Below are 16,139 nucleotides of genomic sequence, written 5' to 3' on the forward strand. Positions count from 1 at the left end.
CTATAACGTATTTTCCGTTTCAGCTTCCCATCGGTTAATTTCATCTCTTACGATCGGCGCAACTTCTGTTCCTAATAGCTCTATAGCTTTTAACACATCTTCATGTGGCATTGAACCGACTGGTACGTGGAGCATAAAACGTGTAATGCCAACATTTTTACGAAGGAAAATGATTTTTTCCGCTACTGTAGATACGTCACCTACGTACAAAGCACCTTCTAAACTACTCGCTTCATCAAAAGTTTTACGCGTATATGGTCCCCAACCGCGTTCTTTTGCTAAAACATTCATTACCTGCGCAGTAGGTGGGAAAAATTTCTCTTTTGCACTCACTGTTGTCTCGCCTACAAAGCCATGAGAATGAGAAGCTACCTTTAGCTTCGTAACGTCATGGCCAGCCTGTTTTGCTGCTCGTTTATATAGGTCAACGATGGGAGCAAACTGTAATGGGCTTCCACCAATAATCGCTAGAACAAGAGGTAGCCCGAGAACGCCTGCACGAACGGCAGATTGTGGTGTTCCACCGCTTGCAATCCAGACAGGGATCGGCTCCTGAACAGGACGAGGATAGATTCCTAAATTATTAATAGATGGGCGATGTTTTCCACTCCATGACACTTTTTCTGATTCTCTAATTTTCAATAATAAATCCAATTTCTCATCGAATAACTCATTATAATCTTGTAAGTCATAACCAAATAGAGGGAATGATTCAATAAACGAACCTCTACCTGCCATGATTTCTGCACGTCCATTTGAAATGGCATCAACTGTTGAAAACTCTTGGTATAAACGTACTGGATCGTCGGATGATAATACAGAAACGGCACTAGTCAACTTAATTTGTTTCGTTTGTGATGCAGCTGCAGCAAGCAATACTGCTGGCGCAGAACATGCAAAATCTTCGCGATGATGTTCTCCTACACCAAAGACATCCAATCCTACCTTATCCGCTAACACAATCTCCTCCACAACTTCACGTATACGTTCCGCGTGGCTTATCACTTTACCAGTTTGAACATCTGGCGTTGTTTCTACAAACGTCGTTATACCAATTTCCATCATAATTGCCTCCTCATTTACATAAGCTCTGGATTTATCTAAACATAGTTAAATCATACATTTTTAATAAATGATTCTCAATATCCGTGATTTTATTGCTACAAGGATAATCGAAAAATAAAAAGCCTCTTTCCGAAGAAAGAGGCTTTTTAAAATAAACTTAGCTATTATCTCTGGTAAACAATCATGTTGTTACCTGCCGAAAACCCGCTCGCTTAAGAAAGTCCTACCATACGTGTGTAATGAGCGCATGGTTCTGTTTTTATATTACCTTGATCGTTTCTTCTCCGATTTCAGCTTCTCTTCCAAACAGTCTTGCATAGACACCACTGCTACTTTCAAGCAAATCCTTATGTTCTCCTTCTTCGACTATAGCTCCATTTTCAAGGACAATGATCTTATCTGCTGATAGAACAGTGGAGAGACGGTGAGAAATAATTAAGATTGTTTGTTTTTTTGCTGTTTTTAAAACAACCTCATTAATCTTTGTTTCTGTAATCGGATCGAGAGCTGAACTTGCTTCATCGAGGATGAGGATTGGAGCATCTTTTAAGATGGCCCTTGCCAACGATAATCGCTGCTTCTGTCCTCCTGAAAGAAGCCCACCTCTTTCTCCTACCCTTGTATTCAGTCCTTCTGGAAGAGATTTAATCAAATCATCCAAACCACTATCATGCAAAGCCTTAAGTAATTCATCATCCGTAGCATTCTGCTTTCCAATTCTCAAATTATCAGCTAATGAACCACTACGCATTTGGACATCCTGGGTCACAATCGCAATTTGTGATCGGAGCCAAGCTGTATCCCATTCGGTAATGTCCCTGTTATCCAATTCAATCAGGCCCTTTTGGTTATCATATAATCTAAAAAGTAGGTCCACAATCGTTGATTTTCCCGAACCACTTGGTCCGACCAAGGCCACTTTTTCACCCGCGTGAATGTCAAATGAAACGCCTAACAACACATTTTCTTGTTTTCCTGGGTAAGCAAACGTTACGTCTTTCAATCTAATATTACCGCTTGCCCTTTCACCACGAATGCCCTCTTGAATTTCTGCTTCCGCTGGCTGTTGCGAAAGAAGAATGTCCGAACGATCTAGTGCAGGTCCCGTTCTTCTAACAGAAAGCCAGTTACGCAGCAATCTTTGCATTTCATTGGCGGCAATCGTTACTAATCCCCCCGCTGTAAGCATTTGACCACTTGTCAAACCATCGTTCCAAATTAATAGCGTACTAATTAAATAGACAAGACCTAAGGCAAATCCGTTATAGCATGCAATAATTACTACAGATTGCATTCTTGCTTTCAGTTCCCTAATAGAATGCTTAACAAATGTGTCCCTGATGGCAATCACGCTCTCTACCTCATTGTCGGAAACACCCATAACCCGTGACAAATGGATTCCAGTAACTGACTCTCTCAGCCTTTCAAGATATCGAGAGGCCTCTTCTCTCGCATTAGCGGAAGCTGCCCTCGTCCTAGCTCCCACATAATTGGAGCTCCAATAGAAGATAACACCTAGAATAACACTGGTAATCATCAAATAAGGATGGATCCAAAACAATACGAGACTATAAATAATGACTCCCTGGACGCTTGCCATAAAGGTTGATCCTTCCCAAGCGAGAAAATTGTGGAGAGTATCAGGGTCATCCGAAACTCTTGCTAGCAGTTCCCCTGACGAATTGTTATGGTAAAAGGAGAAAGGCAACACTTGCAAATGACTGAAAAGACGGAGCTTTTGCCAATTGGTGACTGACTTTGCGGTGTAATGGCAAAAATATTCGTCGATGACCATCATGACTAAATCAAAAACGGCTGAAAAGACCAATAGCCACATTAACCCCCAAAGCCAGGGACTGCTTTCATTCGGGATGATTGTATCTATAAGCCAACTAAGGGCCAATGTCGGGATTAGTGCAGAAAAGATCTGGCTGATGGCAATTACGACCGAGTCGGCAATCACCCACTTTTTATACGGCATTAAAAATGCCAGAACCCTTTTCCCATCACCTGTTTTCTTTTGTTGGGAGACAGTGTTTATGCTCATCCAATCAGCTCCTTCTCCAACTCTCTATATTGGGATCTGTATAATTCATAATACTGACTCCTTAGTGCAAGCAGTTCTTCATGAGTCCCCTGTTCAGCTACCACTCCCTGATCTAAGAGGAGAATTTTATCCGCGTTCCTGACCGTAACAAGCCGATGGGCAATGGTGATTGTCGTTCTTCCCGGAATTAATTGTTCAAGAGCTTCCTGAACTTTCTCTTCTGTCTCCCCATCCAAGGAAGAAGTAGCTTCATCAAAAATCAAGATTGGCGGTTGGCGTAAAATAGCCCTAGCAAGCGCTACCCTTTGCCTTTGTCCCCCGGAGAGCTTTAATCCCCGTTCGCCAACTACTGTTTCATACCTATCTTCCAGTGATTCAATTAATTCTTTTAAACCAGCTGCTTCGACAGCTTGCTCCAACTCTTCCATGGTTGCATTGGGTTTTCCATATAAAAGATTATTGCGGAGTGTACTATTTAATAGAAAGGTTTCCTGAGATACAACTCCTACCTGTTGTCTGAAGCTGTTCCTATTGAATGAGAAAAGGTTCTTTCCATCTATTAGGACCGAGCCACTCTCCGGTTCATACAATCCTAGTAAAATTTGTACAAGTGTGCTTTTCCCGCCTCCGCTTGTACCAACAATTCCTATGTGGTTCCCTGGCTCCAAGGAAAGCGAAACTCCTTTTAGTATTTGTTTTTCGCTAGAAGGATACGTAAACCAGATATTTTCCAATTCTATTTTTCCTTCTACCAATCCAAAGGAAGGCAAATTTTTTTCATGTTCTTCTGGTAAATCAAAATATTCATAGATTCTCTGTAATGCCGGAATCGCCTGTTGGATGGTCAGAGCATTTTCAGCAAGTGATCGGACAGGCAAAAACATGATTGGAATAAAACTGAGGCAAGCCACCAGTGTCCCAATTGTAATATTTTCTTCCCAGACAGCAAATCCTCCAATCAACATGACAACGCCAGGAGTAGCTATATTGAACAAATTTCCAAGACGCCAATTGACTTTTCCAATCAGTGCCGCACGAATAGAGAAGGTTTTCCAGTCTGACATTTTTTTTTGCTGTGTCTCCACTTCTTCCTTTTGTGTTTGAAATGTCCTGACTAATCGGTTGCTTTCAATGCTTTCTTGTAAATGTTGATACATATCCGCGCTCATGTCTCTTTGGACGGCGCTCATTTTCCTCATGGTTTTGCCCAATTTAAATGAAGGGAAAATATAAATGGCGAAAACAACAAACATAACGATTGCCGCCGGCCAGTATATAACAAACACCGTGGAGAATGCTGCAATCGCTCCTATTACTTGCTGTAATATACGGGGAACGACTGTATTGTTCAAGTTTTGAATCGACTCCACATCATGAGTTAAACGATATAACATATCACCTCTTGGTGTGGTTGTAAAAAATGACATCGGTGTGCGATGCAGTTTTTTAAATGCCCGAATCTGCATGTCGGTAATCACATCCAGTCCGATTTTAACCTGTACATATTCCTGCAACGTCTCAAACAATGACTTACCTAAGTAAGCAACGAGTACACCGCCGACAACCCATAGCAATAGGGTCATCTCTTTTTCCACTATTACTTTATCTACCAGTTTCCCTGCCAGTAGGGGAGGCATGATCGTAAATGCTCCTCCCACTAAAGAAAAAATCAAGGTGAGCAACAGTTTTCTCCAATATGGTTTAAAATGCTCCAAAGTAGTTTTCAATAAGTTCATTTTCTATCCCCCTCGCAAAATTTCATTATATTACAAACAATATAAATATTCATTACTATTTGGAGATTTTTTCTATTTGATGGATACACCAATTCACAGTTCGGGACTTTTGCACTATAGATTACACCCATGCTGGGCACACTTAAAAAAGCCTGAAATTCTCTACAGAATTTCAGGCTTTTTCTATATTTTATTATTTAACTCAAAACTAGCGACAATTTCGAAAATGTGCAGAGTGTAAGTGGTAACACAAATAATGCTGGAGGGTTGTACTAGAAGCTCTAGCTATGTGTAACCTGCCTCGCTGCTTGAAGATGCAATGGATTTTCCTTGAATCTTTTGGGTGACAGGCACCATAAATTAGCTATTCATTTATGCTCGATGTTTCACAGCTAAGCCTTTTAAGAATTTACGGGCAAAATTATCGCCGCATTCTTTATAATTTCGATGTCCTGCTTTTCGTAAAATAGCGCCTAATTCACCTTTTGATACAGCGATACCCCCCTCATCAAGGATATCCAGCATATCTTCTGTTGTTAATTGGAGGGCTACTTTTAATTTCTTCAGTAGCATATTATTCACATGGTCCTTATGCTGTTCAGAAGGCTCAGGATTTTCGGGCTGTCCTGGTTTTGGATCCTGTTTGCCTCTCTTATACGTGATTAAACCATTTAAAAATGATTCGAACATTTTATTATTACATTTTATCCGATTTTCATCTTCCTCTACATCTACTTCATCATCGTACTCATCTTTTGATTTAGTAAGAATCTTTAGTACTTCTTCTTTTGTTACTTCTACGCCGCCAAGTTTAAATATCTCTACCATATCTTTATTTTTTATATCCAGAGCATATCTCAATCTAATTAATATATCATTATTCTCCATCTATAAACCTCCTTATAATTTTTCGCTAATTGCATGGACGTTTCCCCATTTAATTGTCGTTTTACGGTTTGGTATAAAAGGAAATGAAAATCCGAGAATCTTTCAAAGATTCTCGGGTCTTTATTCTTCCAACTCCAACCATGCAAATACTTCACAATGTGTAGTCTAATTTTTATTATGGACCTGTTAAGTTTAACATTATACTTTACAACAACAAAATAAAAAATACATTCATTGGATGATGATGTAACAAAAAGTGGGGCTGTCCCTAAAGTCATACATTGACTGAGAGATGCTCCCTTTTCCAATGTATTGATTTCCGTTCCAGAAGGACGCTTTCCGAAATGCGTATTCAGCTTCTTTTGAACCGTCTACAGCTACTACAATACTATTAGAATGATTTGCCATTTTAATATAATCCCCTTCAACAATTTGTTGTTGTGATTAGCCTTTTAAATTTACTGGGCCTGGTTTTTTCATGAATAAAGAAAGAATAAAATTAACAATCGCTAATGCTAGACCAATCAGAAATACAAATGATGATCCTGCAGCAGTTGCTGCTGTTAATTCATTTCCTAATGCTAAACCACTTTCTTGTTTTTCTGATAAAAGAGCTACGATGATTGCGATACCCATGGCACCAGCAACTTGTTGTACTGTTTGAGTTAACGCGATACCGTCTGGATAGTACTCACGAGGTAATGAATTTAACGTATTTGTTTGTGTTGAAGCAAGAACCATACCGACACCTAACATCCATACGATGTGTGTTACGACAATCATCCATGTCGCTGTATCAGTACCGAATGATGCATAAAGGGCATAACCGATGACAACTAATATAGTACCTGGTGTAATAACTGCTCTGGGGCCATATTTATCAAACATTTTACCGATTGTTGGTGCTAAAATACAATTTAATAAACTACCTGGTAATAAAACTAAACCTGTTGCAAATGCAGCCATTAATAAACCTAATTGCATAAACATTGGTAAAACAACTAATAGAGAAAGCATGTTGAAGAAGGTAATGAAGCTCATCACAACTCCAAGTACGAATAATGGGTACTTGAATGCTTTTAAGTTTAACATTGGCTCTGTCATTTTTATTTGACGAATGCAGAATAAGATAACACCAATGACACCAATAATAATCGCTGTTAAGACAATTGTGCTTGTCCAACCATGTTCACCTGCAACGCTGAACCCGTATACGACACCACCGAAACCAATGGTAGATAAAACAACAGATAATGCATCAATTGAAACTTTGCGTACTTCGTTGATGTTCGGTAAATATAAAAGACCGAAAATTAATGAGAATAATAAGAATGGCACCGTTACCCAGAAAATCCATTCCCAAGATAATGTATCTAAAATAAGACCAGCAATTGTTGGGCCTAGGGCTGGTCCAGCAAGCATAACTAAACCTAATATACCCATTGCCGCACCACGTTTATTTGGTGGGAAAATCGTAAAGATAACGTTTTGTGTTAAAGGTAAGTTAATCGCTAAACCTGCCGCTTGGATAACACGACCTATTAATAAAATGCTAAAGGATGGAGCGATTGCAGCTAAAATTGTACCGCCAAGTAATAAAATTACCGATGTTAAGAACATTTGACGCGTTGTAAATTTTTGCATCAAAATACCTGTTACTGGTACTAAAATCCCTAAAGTTAGGAAGTAACCTGTTGCTAACCATTGAATCGTTGTTGATTTTACATCAAATGTTACACTTAAGTCTCCTAGAGCAATATTTAATGCTGTCTCACTAAATAGTCCGACAAAGCCTGCTCCTAAAAGAGCAGCCATTATTGGTCCAGCCTTGATTTGCTTATCCATGTTTGTTTAAAACTCCTTTAGAATTTTATAGGGAACCTTTCGAAATGTTACATGCTTTTAATATTTCGTTTAGGCCTACACCTTTATTTCCTTTTTATTGGAAAAGCGATGTCTCGATGTTGATTAATAACGATTTTGTATCCATGCCGTAGTACACCTCCAACATACCAACCGGTCTGTTTTAATATAACAAAAATAATTTCTATGATGTAAGAACTTTTTTGCACTTTAACCGTATTCAACTTCACATTTTGGACACATTTAAAGGGATTGATTAGGATTCAAAGTTCATTTCATCTAAAAATATTTTTCCTATTTTCTTCCTCAACTAGCTTGCTGCTACACGCAAATAAAAAGAACGAATTATTCCCCCATTCGGAATTCGTTCTTGAATAATTATGCTAACTCCAACCATGCGACCTCTTCGTAATGTGCAGAGTGTATATGGCAACACATTGAACACTGTTGGATTTATGTATAGGATTAATGAATATCTTTCTTTTTGAAATTACCACCTTTAACTTCTGCTACGTCATAAACCGTAACAAAGGCATTTGCATCAATTTCATTAATAATTTCTTTCATTTTACTTTCTTCCAAACGGTTGATTACACAAGTAATTTCCTTATAGTGTTCATTTGAATAACCGCCGTAAACATCATTATATGTTGCTCCACGACCTAATCTATCGCGAATTGTTTCTATCATTAATTCGGGTTGATTTGTGATAATTTTAAAGGTTTTAGAACCACTTAAACCTTCTTCAACAATGTGAATTACTTTAGAAGCAATAAAGTAAGCGATTGCTGAAAGAATAGCCCCTTGTAGACCAAATACTGTTGAAACAACAATAAAGACAAACATATTTAAGAACAATATTAAATCACTTGTCCCAAAAGGTAATTTTTTAGAAAGTAATACAGCTAACATATCAATCCCGTCTATTGCGCCACCATTACGCAGTGCTAACCCCATACCAAAACCGATGATAATACCGCCAACAACAGTAACTAACAATGTATCACCATGAATAATCGTTGGTACCTTGTGCATAACGATAGTACCGACTGCTAATGATGCAATGCCTATAACAGAATAAATAGCAAAACTTTTACCAATTTGCTTATATCCTAGCCAAACAAAAGGGATGTTAATGACTGCAATTAGAAGTCCTAATGGTAATCCAAATAGTTGTGAGCCAACGATACTTAAACCAGTCACTCCACCATCTGAAACGTTATTTGGGATTAATACTGCTTCTAATCCATATGCTGCTATAAAAGCCCCAATAATAATCAATAATACTCTTGAAAGTATCTTCAGTTTATTTGGTTTTTGTTTTATAGTTTTATTCATTTATATTCCCCGTTTCAAACTAATTTCTCTTTTTGTTACTATGTATTTTTTAGTCCACACCACTCATTGCAAATGATTTTTATACTTCATAAATTCTACTATTTTGTTCTTCATCGCTATAAAAGTATAACTTATCTAACTAAAGAACAAAAATAAAAAGGTAATCCATTTTTTCCTGTATGTATTATTCTCTAAAGCACGTGCCATAGCTTTCATAGGCAAACCTCCAAAATACTTAGATATTTTTACACGGCCGTTGATTATCCAATTTGCCCCATTAAAATTTGCATTATCGAAAAAATGCGAAAGGGATGCGACTTTGTCGCGTCCCTTTCGCATCAAGAAATCTCGATAATGGTGTAGAACTCGTTCAGTTCTAAGTACTCCAAAAGCATCTACACATAGAGTGCCTACTGTGTTATCACCATTTTAATAAGCAATTCAGTTTCCTAAGTAATCTGTTCACAAATCAGTTTAGTTTTATGAATTGAAATCATATATTTGACCTTTAATCAAATATGCTGTACTTTCAGCGATATTTGTTATATGGTCTGCTGTTCTCTCAAGATAACGATTTACAAATAATAATTGTACAAGCTGATTTGTTTCTTCTGGATGTTCACTTAGATAAGTAGTAAGTTTTTTATATGTTTCACCATTATATTGATCCACTTCTTCCTCTAAGTCACCAACTTCTTTAGCAAGAACAATATTTTCCTCTAAAAAAGATTGTAGTGCTTTTCGAAGCATTTCAATGGATACTTCTTTCATCTTCTCTAAATGTGTAATCTCCAGTAAAGAATTTGTATTACCAATCTTAATCGTTGCTTTTGCAATATTTACGGCGAAATCCGCAACCCGTTCAATTTCAGATGAAATTTTAAGTACACCAATAATCTCACGTAAATCCCTTGAAACAGGTGCTTCTTTTGCCATAAGCCAGATTGCAAACTGGTTAATTTCCATTTCAAGATTATCAATAGCTGTATCTCCCTCTATGACCTTTAAAGCAATCTCAACATCTTGTGTTTTCAAGGCTTTAAAAGCTCTTTCTAGGGCAATAATTGATAGTTCACCCATTTCGGTGATTTTTCTTTTTAATTCCTTTAAATTTTTCTCGAAGTTTTCACGAATGACCATTTGTTACCCCCTGTTATCCCGCATTAAAGCGCTGCCGATTAAAATCGCCACGTCCTGTGGCAACATCGGCACTAGTACGTCCTGTACGTCGTAAGACTCCCACTTCTAGGCTAGGCTGAAACACAAAAAAGCGTAAGTGCGAGATCAACTGCCCCAAAAAGCCCGAATGGTTCAACTAACAATCAGTGGGGGAAGAATACCCCCATTGATTGAAGTTTCACTTTATCCGAATCGACCTGTTACATAATCTTCTGTTCTTTGATCCTGTGGCGTAGAGAAAATTTTATCTGTATCATCGTATTCAACGATTTCTCCATTTAAGAAAAACGCTGTTTTATCAGAGATTCGCGCAGCTTGTTGCATATTATGAGTAACAATAACAATTGTATAATCTTTTTTCAAGTTTGTGATTAGTTCTTCTACTTTTAACGTAGAAATTGGGTCCAATGCGGAAGTAGGCTCGTCCATTAATATAACATCTGGTTTCATTGCAATCGCACGTGCAATACAAACACGTTGTTGCTGACCACCAGACAAACCTAGTGCTGATGTTTTAAGACGGTCTTTTACCTCGTCCCAAATAGCTGCTCCGCGCAAACTCTCTTCCACAATTCTATTTAATTCTTTTTTATTTTTGATGCCTTGCCCTCTTGGTCCATAAGCAACATTGTCATAAATACTCATTGGGAATAAATTTGGTTTTTGAAATACCATTCCCACTTTTGTTCGTAATTTGATTACATCATTTGTTTTATAAATGTCTTCATGATCAATGACAATTTCACCTGTAATTTTCACGCCATCAATTAAATCATTCATACGGTTTACTGTTCGTAAAAAAGTTGATTTACCACAACCTGAAGGACCGATTAAAGCAGTAACCTCTTTTTCATGTATAGCAAGATCGACTCCGAACAGCGCTTGTTTCTCACCATAGAATAAATTTAAATCCTTCACATTAATTTTCGATGTACCTTCTTTACGTTGCTCCATATGCGAAAATACCTTCCCTACTTGATTTTGTTTGGTCGTTAGTTCACCATGTTCCATTACTGATGTACTCATTGACATACTCCTTATTTGTTGGTTGCTTTGTTTAATTTTTTCGATATATATGTTGCTGAAAGATTGATTGCCAAAATAATTACGATTAGGACAATACCAACTGCAGCAGCAAGTTCAATGTCTCCAGATTCTTGTGTAACTAAATAGGAATGAACCGTTAAAGTTCTAGCTGATGAAAAGATACTCTCTGGCATGGCAGCTACAGTTCCTGCAGTTAAGAAGATTGCAGCTGACTCACCAACAATTCGTCCAATAGAGAGAATGATACCAGATAAAATCCCCGGCATTGCGCTAGGTAAAATCACCTTATATAAGGTTTGTAGCTTAGTTGTTCCAAGTGCTAATGAACCTTCACGATACGAAGGCGGTACTGTTTTTAATGCCTCTTCTGTTGTACGGATTATTATAGGCAAAACAATAATCGTTAATGTTAAGGAAGCAGCAATAATAGACATACCTAACTTTAAGGTTGTTACAAAGAATACTGCTCCAAACAGACCATAAATAATCGAGGGAATCCCTGTTAAACTTTCTGTTGCAAAACGTATGATTTTTACTAATCTGCCTTGTTTAGCATATTCTTGCAAGTAAACGGCAGCTAATATCCCAATTGGTGTTGCAATGACTAATGAAATAACGATTGTGTAGATAGTTGTTACAATCATTGGCCAAATACCACCACCTCCAGTTGGTGAATAATCGCCAAAAATGAAATCGAAACTAATCAAACTAAATCCTTTATAAAAGATAAATCCAACAATCATGACGAGGACAGCAACCGATAAGAAAGCTGATAACCATAAAAGTCCACGTAACAAGTTATCTTTAAATTGTCTCATCTTATTTGCCACCCTTCGCACTTATTTTTGCTAAGACAAAATTCAAAATTAATATAAATGAGAATAAAACAATTCCCGTTGCAAATAACATTTCTTGATGTGTACCGAATGCATAACCCATTTCTAATGCAATATTTGTCGTTAGTGGACGAACACTATCTGTTAGGCTCGTTGGGACGATTAAACTATTACCAGCTACTAAGATAACTGCCATCGTTTCCCCAATTGCTCTACCTAAACCTAATACGATTGCCGTCATAATACCTGATTTAGCTGCTGGTACAATGACTTTAAAAATTGTTCCAATTTGGGATACTCCAAGAGCTAATGATCCTTCACGATATGTTTGGGGGACAGCACGAATCGCTGTCTCTGCTACAGTCACAATTGTTGGTAACATCATAATTGCTAGCACAAGAATAACAGCTATTAAGCTTTGTCCTTTCACTAAACCTAAATTATTTTGTAAAAATGGAACAATGATTGCAAGTCCAAATACACCATATAATACAGATGGGATACCCGCTAGCAACTGAATTGCTGGTGAAATAATTTTAGCTACCCTTTTAGAGGCAATTTCTGCTAAGAAAATAGCTGTAAATAAGCCAATAGGAACCCCAATAATTAATGCTCCAATTGTTGCATAAATGGATGCAACAATCATTGGGAATATACCGAATTTATCTTCACTCGGTACCCAATCCGTACCAAAAATAAAGTCTATAAAGCTATAGCCCTCTGCTACAAAGGGATGAGCTCCTTTATAAAATACAAATCCAATGATTAACAATAAACTGATTACTGAAAGAAGTGCACAAATCAAGAAAATTCTTGAAGACACCTTCTCTAACATATACTTCCTTTTATTTGCTTTACCTATTTCTACGGCCTGCTTGTTAGTTGTTGGGATAGACACTCTTTATTCCTCCAAAATTACGTTCAAAATTATGTTGTTGTCTTCCTTTAAGAATCTTTTATTTTACAGGGATTGCTCCTGCTTCTGCTGCAATGAGTTGTCCATCTTCGCTTAAGATAAAATCTATAAATCGTTGTCCAGCATCTGTTAATTGACCTTCTTTATATACAAATAAGAATGGTCTAGACAAACTGTATTCTTTTTTTAGAACATTTTCTGCATTTGCTTCTACGCCATTAATATCGATTGTGGAAATTGATTCATCGATATATTCAAATGAAATAAAGCCCACTGCATGTTTATTGTTCGCAACAGTTGTTTTAATATTACCGTTACCACTTGCGATAATTGCACTTCTTACTAATTCACCCGAGCTGTAGTCTACAATTTCTTGAAAAGCATCACGTGAACCTGAACCATCCTCACGAGAGACAACAACGATTTCCATATCATCTCCACCAAGTTCTTTCCAGTTTGTCACTTCACCAGTAAAAATCTGCTTTATTTGCTCCATCGTAAGATCTTTTACTTTGTTAGTTGGATGAGTCACTACTACAATTCCATCGTAAGCAATAACTACCTCATTCAATCCACTTGCTTTTTCTTCTTCCTTTAAATCACGTGAAGACATACCGATTTCAGACACGCCACTGATTGCATTGGTAATACCCGCAGAAGAACCAATTTGATTTATTTCAATATTCGTATTATCTTGCTCTGAATATTTGTGCGCTAATTTTTCAGCAAGCGGCCCTACAGATGTTGATCCTGAAATAGACACTGTAGCGTTACTACCTTTTGACGCTTGTGTGCTATTATCATCATTGCTTGTACATGCTGATAGTACAGTAAGTAGAGACAGCATTAATAATCCCATTTTTACTTTTTTCAAACTGATCATTTCTTACCTCCAAGAAATATGTTAGGAACTTTTCTATGACGTATTTTGTCTAATACTAGAATAATTGCATAGTGTAAATTTTCGACACGTCATTTGTAAAGGTTTTGTAAATTTCGTTAAAAACAAGATGTTTTATGTTAAAAATTGTTAAGAATAGGTGCTAGACAAGATAACATAGGATGAGTTGAAATTGAAATTATAATACTTTCCATTTATTTCACAATCATTCTAAGTTGTTTATTTTGTTTCTTATTAATTAATAAAATCGACTTAATAATAAAAAGCTCGAAAATTCAACTTTGAATCTTCGGGCTTTTTACATTTACATATAATTTTCTAGTGATTCAAATCACTTTGAATAAATAAGTGTTTTATATGTTCTAAGTATATAGTAACTCTTTCATCCTCTACTGTTGTATATTCAAATCCTAATCTATCAGCGACAAATATGGCTGTGTTTCGAAATAGATTAACCATTGCAAACAATGCTCTCCATACATCATCATAACTTCCACCAACATAAGTGGAAAGCAGCTCATGCCAACACTTTTCCGAAATATATTTCTCCAAATATTTACTGTATTTTCGTCTGTGAACCATTTAATCCAACTGCACGAACTCTTTCATCACTCTCTGCATAACTCAAAACTAATTCAAACATTTCTTTTGATGTTCTCATGATAATTCCCCTCCTAAAATGAAAGGTGCCCGGTTCTAATACAATTATGAATTGTATTAAACCAGGCACCTTTTATAAATTACTGTTGCTCCGCATACTTTTTGAAATTGTTTAAAATCGCCTGCCATCCTTCTTGCTGCATCTCAACCGGATTAATGGTTTCAGGGTCGAAAACTTCTACCACCTTCGTGTCGTTTTCTTGGGGTATAAAAGTGATTTCAACTTTTCTTCCATCTTCTAATGTATATGAAATGAAATCACGCGTACGGACTTCATCATAAATGCCACCAAAATCAAAACCAAAGCTTCCATCCTTCGCTTCCATTCTAGAAACAAATTTTCCGCCGACCCTTAAATCATTTTCAGCGGATGGCGTATGCCAATCTTCAGAGGGACTATTCCATTTCGTTATATGTTCCGGCAATGTCCAATACTCCCATACCTTTTCAACAGGTGCATGCACAATTGCTTCAACCGTTAATGCGTTATTATTCGTTTCCATTTTTTAGGCTCCTTTTTCTAAGCTTGTCTCTTAAGGTTCGCTGCTTTTATCAATTATTCCTTCTTAGTTTATCCGAAATCAATTAAATGATAACAAATTAGTGGAGGTTGATGGTACCTTAACCTACAACCAAATATCAACCAAGGCTAGCACTTTACACATCTTGTGCCCGCATTGGTGAACAACAATTATTTAATTGATACTAAGCAAACCATTAAGTTTTTAGCTTATACTTATTTTATATTACCATCTAACATATCCGAAGAAATATCATCCGATGAGTTTTTGTACATCATAATTCAGCTCCTAATTTATATAAATATGTTAGTTAGATTATACATTTCAAAAGTAAAGTAACAAAAGTATGACCTCCCAGTATTTTATGTAATACTATGTTGCATTTCTTCTTTTGTAATTGTACGGATACCCCAACAAATATGATAGATTCAAATTCATAAAATAAAAAGACGTAACCACACCTTTCCCGGTGAAGCAACGTCTTTTATCCTAATCAGTAATCTCCGTACAATGAGCGATTTCTACGATTCTCTACTTCCTTAGCCTCCTTCTCCCGGGCTATCTGATCCTTCCGCAATTGTCCATTTATGCGTGGGTCTTGTAATCGCATAGTACTCCATCCCGACGGCCCCACTTTTTTGCTTACTTTCTGTATTTCATTTCCAAAAAACAGCATGTCCATTCCTCCCCGCTATAAATTAATCAAAGAGGACAATAAATACAACTTTTCCCCTTTCTATAATCTATGCAAACAACTAAGGAACACGGAGGATACGAGCACAGTGAAAAGGATTTAGTTAGATGTGCATTGCAGATGAAAATTGAATGTGTGAATAATACGTATTATTAACGTACCCTGTGTCAGACTTTACTTGTGTCTTTTGGGACTTTAATAGTTATGAAACCCAACGAATCTATATGTATGGTTAACTTCTTCCTATTTCCATACTGGACATTAAGTTCAATCATACTATTTTCAATTTCAACTTTCATAACTTGCACCATATTTATTCATTAACTTCCAACCCCTGTTTTTTAATAAAATCATTCCTTCTTTTTCAACTTACCCCCTGATTTCTTTCTATTTTTAGCAATCCTAATTTCAACAAAATTATGGACTGAGTAGAACAGGTTTATTAATT

The 16,139-nt window shown here is 36.8% G+C and carries 15 protein-coding genes; all 15 read right to left on the minus strand.

Annotated elements, in window-relative coordinates:
- Positions 1-1,062 (minus strand): LLM class flavin-dependent oxidoreductase, encoded by a 1,062-nt coding sequence (locus MHB48_RS16955; RefSeq protein WP_342601414.1) that lies wholly within the window; start codon positions 1,060-1,062, stop codon positions 1-3.
- Positions 1,063-1,324: 262 nt separating this feature from the next.
- Positions 1,325-3,112, minus strand: a complete 1,788-nt coding sequence (locus MHB48_RS16960) for an ABC transporter ATP-binding protein (RefSeq protein WP_342599073.1) — start codon at positions 3,110-3,112, stop codon at positions 1,325-1,327.
- Positions 3,109-4,848: an ABC transporter ATP-binding protein gene (locus tag MHB48_RS16965; protein WP_342599074.1), complete on the minus strand. Its 1,740-nt coding sequence runs from the start codon at positions 4,846-4,848 to the stop codon at positions 3,109-3,111. Before MHB48_RS16965 ends, MHB48_RS16960 begins: the two co-directional genes overlap by 4 nt.
- A 372-nt stretch (positions 4,849-5,220) precedes the next feature.
- Positions 5,221-5,736, minus strand: coding sequence for a DUF1456 family protein (locus MHB48_RS16970; protein ID WP_342599075.1), 516 nt, complete (start codon positions 5,734-5,736; stop codon positions 5,221-5,223).
- A 231-nt stretch (positions 5,737-5,967) separates the two neighbouring features.
- Positions 5,968-6,144, minus strand: coding sequence for a universal stress protein (locus MHB48_RS16975; protein ID WP_342599076.1), 177 nt, complete (start codon positions 6,142-6,144; stop codon positions 5,968-5,970).
- A gap of 36 nt (positions 6,145-6,180) precedes the next feature.
- Positions 6,181-7,581: a DHA2 family efflux MFS transporter permease subunit gene (locus MHB48_RS16980; protein ID WP_342599077.1), complete on the minus strand. Its 1,401-nt coding sequence runs from the start codon at positions 7,579-7,581 to the stop codon at positions 6,181-6,183.
- A gap of 483 nt (positions 7,582-8,064) precedes the next feature.
- The gene (locus MHB48_RS16985) at positions 8,065-8,937 is read right to left on the minus strand and encodes a YitT family protein (protein WP_342599078.1); all 873 of its coding nucleotides are present in this window, start codon (positions 8,935-8,937) and stop codon (positions 8,065-8,067) included.
- A 480-nt stretch (positions 8,938-9,417) separates the two neighbouring features.
- A complete protein-coding gene (phoU, locus tag MHB48_RS16990) occupies positions 9,418-10,077 on the minus strand; it encodes a phosphate signaling complex protein PhoU (RefSeq protein WP_342599079.1) in 660 nt (219 codons plus the stop codon).
- 222 nt (positions 10,078-10,299) lie between these two features.
- On the minus strand, positions 10,300-11,070 hold the full coding sequence (gene pstB, locus MHB48_RS16995; RefSeq protein ID WP_342601415.1) for a phosphate ABC transporter ATP-binding protein PstB: 771 nt from the start codon (positions 11,068-11,070) through the stop codon (positions 10,300-10,302).
- 83 nt (positions 11,071-11,153) lie between these two features.
- The gene (pstA, locus tag MHB48_RS17000) at positions 11,154-11,981 is read right to left on the minus strand and encodes a phosphate ABC transporter permease PstA (protein WP_342599080.1); all 828 of its coding nucleotides are present in this window, start codon (positions 11,979-11,981) and stop codon (positions 11,154-11,156) included.
- Between the two features lies 1 nt (position 11,982).
- The gene (gene pstC, locus MHB48_RS17005) at positions 11,983-12,897 is read right to left on the minus strand and encodes a phosphate ABC transporter permease subunit PstC (RefSeq protein ID WP_342599081.1); all 915 of its coding nucleotides are present in this window, start codon (positions 12,895-12,897) and stop codon (positions 11,983-11,985) included.
- 58 nt (positions 12,898-12,955) lie between these two features.
- A complete protein-coding gene (locus tag MHB48_RS17010; RefSeq protein WP_342599082.1) occupies positions 12,956-13,798 on the minus strand; it encodes a phosphate ABC transporter substrate-binding protein in 843 nt (280 codons plus the stop codon).
- 336 nt (positions 13,799-14,134) lie between these two features.
- Positions 14,135-14,398, minus strand: a complete 264-nt coding sequence (locus MHB48_RS17015; protein WP_342599083.1) for an aminoglycoside 6-adenylyltransferase — start codon at positions 14,396-14,398, stop codon at positions 14,135-14,137.
- A complete protein-coding gene (locus tag MHB48_RS17020) occupies positions 14,373-14,477 on the minus strand; it encodes an aminoglycoside 6-adenylyltransferase (protein ID WP_342599084.1) in 105 nt (34 codons plus the stop codon). The genes MHB48_RS17015 and MHB48_RS17020 overlap by 26 nt, the downstream gene beginning before the upstream one ends.
- Before the next feature lie 79 nt (positions 14,478-14,556).
- Positions 14,557-14,979: an SRPBCC family protein gene (locus MHB48_RS17025; protein ID WP_342599085.1), complete on the minus strand. Its 423-nt coding sequence runs from the start codon at positions 14,977-14,979 to the stop codon at positions 14,557-14,559.
- Between the last annotated feature and the right edge of the window lie 1,160 nt (positions 14,980-16,139).

Origin of the sequence: Psychrobacillus sp. FSL H8-0483, assembly GCF_038637725.1 — a bacterium.
Classification (GTDB): Bacteria; Bacillota; Bacilli; order Bacillales_A; family Planococcaceae; genus Psychrobacillus.

What these genes read in the sequence shown, in the direction of transcription:
- MHB48_RS16955 (WP_342601414.1), bottom strand. Translation starts at nt 1,062, where the DNA reads ATGGAAATTGGTATAACGACGTTTGTAGAAACAACGCCAGATGTTCAA.
- MHB48_RS16960 (WP_342599073.1), bottom strand. Translation starts at nt 3,112, where the DNA reads ATGAGCATAAACACTGTCTCCCAACAAAAGAAAACAGGTGATGGGAAA.
- MHB48_RS16965 (WP_342599074.1), bottom strand. Translation starts at nt 4,848, where the DNA reads ATGAACTTATTGAAAACTACTTTGGAGCATTTTAAACCATATTGGAGA.
- MHB48_RS16970 (WP_342599075.1), bottom strand. Translation starts at nt 5,736, where the DNA reads ATGGAGAATAATGATATATTAATTAGATTGAGATATGCTCTGGATATA.
- MHB48_RS16975 (WP_342599076.1), bottom strand. Translation starts at nt 6,144, where the DNA reads ATGGCAAATCATTCTAATAGTATTGTAGTAGCTGTAGACGGTTCAAAA.
- MHB48_RS16980 (WP_342599077.1), bottom strand. Translation starts at nt 7,581, where the DNA reads ATGGATAAGCAAATCAAGGCTGGACCAATAATGGCTGCTCTTTTAGGA.
- MHB48_RS16985 (WP_342599078.1), bottom strand. Translation starts at nt 8,937, where the DNA reads ATGAATAAAACTATAAAACAAAAACCAAATAAACTGAAGATACTTTCA.
- phoU (WP_342599079.1), bottom strand. Translation starts at nt 10,077, where the DNA reads ATGGTCATTCGTGAAAACTTCGAGAAAAATTTAAAGGAATTAAAAAGA.
- pstB (WP_342601415.1), bottom strand. Translation starts at nt 11,070, where the DNA reads ATGGAGCAACGTAAAGAAGGTACATCGAAAATTAATGTGAAGGATTTA.
- pstA (WP_342599080.1), bottom strand. Translation starts at nt 11,981, where the DNA reads ATGAGACAATTTAAAGATAACTTGTTACGTGGACTTTTATGGTTATCA.
- MHB48_RS17010 (WP_342599082.1), bottom strand. Translation starts at nt 13,798, where the DNA reads ATGATCAGTTTGAAAAAAGTAAAAATGGGATTATTAATGCTGTCTCTA.
- MHB48_RS17015 (WP_342599083.1), bottom strand. Translation starts at nt 14,398, where the DNA reads ATGGTTCACAGACGAAAATACAGTAAATATTTGGAGAAATATATTTCG.
- MHB48_RS17020 (WP_342599084.1), bottom strand. Translation starts at nt 14,477, where the DNA reads ATGAGAACATCAAAAGAAATGTTTGAATTAGTTTTGAGTTATGCAGAG.
- MHB48_RS17025 (WP_342599085.1), bottom strand. Translation starts at nt 14,979, where the DNA reads ATGGAAACGAATAATAACGCATTAACGGTTGAAGCAATTGTGCATGCA.